This window comes from Pseudomonas sp. Sample_9, from assembly GCF_004307535.1.
Lineage (GTDB): Bacteria > Pseudomonadota > Gammaproteobacteria > Pseudomonadales > Pseudomonadaceae > Aquipseudomonas > Aquipseudomonas mercuritolerans.
Genome location: NZ_RAZO01000500.1, coordinates 1 through 2156, shown reverse-complemented (window position 1 = coordinate 2156; position 2156 = coordinate 1). Strand labels below are relative to the sequence as shown.

General features: G+C 60.4%; 2 protein-coding genes and 1 pseudogene. 1 reads left to right on the top strand and 2 read right to left on the bottom strand.

Annotated elements, in window-relative coordinates; all coding sequences use genetic code 11:
* Positions 1–181 (bottom strand): annotated as a pseudogene (locus D6877_RS30140) (hypothetical protein); the annotation flags it as partial.
* A gap of 124 nt (positions 182–305) precedes the next feature.
* Positions 306–875: a chorismate mutase gene (locus D6877_RS28505; RefSeq protein ID WP_130912851.1), complete on the bottom strand. Its 570-nt coding sequence runs from the start codon at positions 873–875 to the stop codon at positions 306–308.
* A gap of 199 nt (positions 876–1074) precedes the next feature.
* Between D6877_RS28505 and D6877_RS28500 the strand changes: the two genes are divergently transcribed.
* Positions 1075–2156 (top strand): MATE family efflux transporter (locus D6877_RS28500; RefSeq protein ID WP_130912850.1); only part of this gene is annotated, 1082 nt, incomplete at its 3' end.

Below are 2156 nucleotides of genomic sequence, written 5' to 3'. Positions count from 1 at the left end.
GATCCGAACCACCTTCGGCAACACGGCGTTCGAGCAGACGATCCGAACCACCTTCAGCCAGACGGCTTTCGATCAGCTTGTCCGAGCCGCCTTCAGCGACCAGGGTGTGAGCAGGCGTTACTGCAAAAGCGTTAACTGCGAAAACCGAGAAAGCGATGCCGAGAAGGGTTTGGCGTTTCATGATCGTGTGCTCCAGAAAGTTGTTTGTTTATCTGGAGCCGATGTTACGCCGCGCAGTTTTTATGAGAACTTCATTGACGTGATGGTGAACATCGACGCCGATGATGTTTGCCAGGAGCGTTGATTCAGAGCGCTTTTGCCCGGATGCACAACTCGCCGCTGGCACGAATCAGCGCCAGGTCGTGCAGCAAATCGGCGGCCAGACCGTTGCGGACATCGGCCAGCCATGCTGGGCAATTCGGATCCTGGCGATAGGGCGCGAAGGCGGCGTACTGCTGCAACAAGCGCTTTTGCAGTTCATCCAGGCGCGGGCGGATCTGTTTGCCCAGATCCGGACGCGGTGTGTCCGGTGCAGCACCTGCCGCTTGCCATTGCGCGAGCAGACCGTATTGCACCAGTTTGTTCGCTTCCATCTGTGCGGCGATCAGTTGCGCGACGTCGTCCGGATCGAGTTTGTGTTCGGTGGCCAGAGTTCGGGCATTGGCGATGACCTGCGCCTCGCGCGGGCTGTCCTGAATAGGCTTGCCGCTGTCCCATTTGGTCAACGCAACCAGATCACCGATGCTCAGGCGTTCATTCAAAGTGGCCAGTAGCGGTTTCAATGAAGCAGGCGCCGCTGCGGGTTCGGCCGCCTGAGCGTAGGCGGCCGACAGAGCGAGGAGGGAGCCAAGCAGAAAATTTGCAACGTTACGCATGAACCGAGCCTCAATAGTACGTGTCGACAGAGTCGCTGATTTACCACAGCCGCAACACTGACACAAAGCGATGCACGGCATTTACACAAATGCAAAACAGACAATCAACACCGTCTGGAAATGTTGATTGCACGCTGCACGCAACTCACCGAAGCTATCGTCAATCAGGCCTGCCGCCGTCGAGATGGACCTCCATTCAATGCAAAGCGCCACCTTCGCCAAACCGCTCTGGCAAACCTATCTGCTGTTTCTCGCGCCGATGGTGCTGTCGAACTTCCTGCAATCGATGTCCGGGACGGTCAACAGCATCTACATCGGCCAGATGCTCGGCACTCAAGCGCTGGCGGCAGTGTCCGGCATGTTCCCCGTCGTATTCTTTTTCATCGCCCTGGTCATCGGCCTTGGTGCTGGCGCGGGCGTGTTGATTGGCCAGGCGTGGGGCGCGCGCGAAACGCATATGGTCAAGGCGATCGCCGGGGCGACGTTGCTGCTGGGGGTGTTGATCGGTCTGGTTGCCGCAGTGCTCGGCACAGTGTTCGCGCGCCAGGCACTGACTGGGCTGGGCACGCCGATGGATGTACTCGACGACGCGGTGGACTACGCCCACGTCATGTTGTGGATTCTGCCATCGCTACTGGTATTCGTGCTGTTCACCCAATTGCTGCGTGGTGTCAGCGATACGCTGTCGCCACTGCTCGCGCTGATCGTGTCCACCGCCGTGGGGCTGGCGCTGACGCCGGCGTTGATTCGCGGCTGGCTGGGTTTGCCGCCATTGGGCATTCAGAGCGCGGCGTATGCCGGGCTGGCGGGGAATCTGTCGGCGATGGCGTGGCTGGCCTGGCGGCTGATTCGCAAGGGCCATCCGCTGGCGCCGGATCGAGAGTTCTTTGCCGCGCTGCGACTGGACCGGGTCATTCTCGGCAAGGTCCTGCGCATCGGCCTGCCAACCGGCGTGCAGATGATCGTGCTGTCGTTATCGGAGCTGGTGATTCTGGCACTGGTCAACCAGCACGGCTCGCAAGCGACGGCGGCCTATGGCGCAGTCACCCAGATCGTCAACTATGTGCAATTCCCTGCGCTGTCGATTGCGATCACCGCGTCGATTCTCGGCGCCCAGGCCATCGGCGCCGGGCATCTGCAACGCATGGGGCCGATCCTGCGCACCGGGCTGTTGATCAATGTGTGCCTGACCGGTGGCCTGATTGTGCTGGGTTATCTGTTGTCGCACTGGTTGCTGGGCCTGTTCCTGACCGAGGACTCGACCCGGGCGATGGCCGAGCA

Bases quoted from the DNA above. Each gene is read 5' to 3' on its own strand.
- D6877_RS28505 (WP_130912851.1), bottom strand. From the start codon at position 875: ATGCGTAACGTTGCAAATTTTCTGCTTGGCTCCCTCCTCGCTCTGTCG.